Here is a 536-nt window from a genome sequence, read left to right as displayed (position 1 = left end):
ACCATTATTGGCTACTATGGCCTCGGCTGACTTCTGTCATGGACGACCCAACATTACTGTTAAGCCTGTTCCTGCCAGAATTAATTTCCGGCTTGAGGGAACCGCCGTGACAGACCTCCCCGGGTAAGAACAGTAGCTTTCGCATCAAACCGTTGGCTTTACTGTGACGGTTTCGAGTGGTTAGGGACTTCGGTTTGTTTGGCAACCTCATCCTACCGTTTCCAGCCTTTTAGCCACTTCTTGTACGTCGATTCGATGTTTTGTCTAGGGCTTCCTTCAGATTCTACCTCGCAATAGACACCCTTGCCTTCGACTTGGGATACCGACCACTACGGCTCACAGCGGACTCACACCGCCTAGTTACTGCCCATGCCGGGCGCACCAAAAAAACTGGAACATATTTTAAATGTTCCAGTTTCGACTAAAGCTCGCAACAACTGCTTTGATCTATGCGAAAAGCAGCTTTTTACAGGCAACCTTTATGCTCTCACTGGAGTCATTTAAATGGTTAATGCGTTATTTAATTTTTAATGCTG

It is taken from the genome of Ligilactobacillus salitolerans (assembly GCF_003864415.1).
GTDB lineage: Bacteria > Bacillota > Bacilli > Lactobacillales > Lactobacillaceae > Ligilactobacillus > Ligilactobacillus salitolerans.
Note: the sequence above shows the minus strand (reverse complement) of the source record.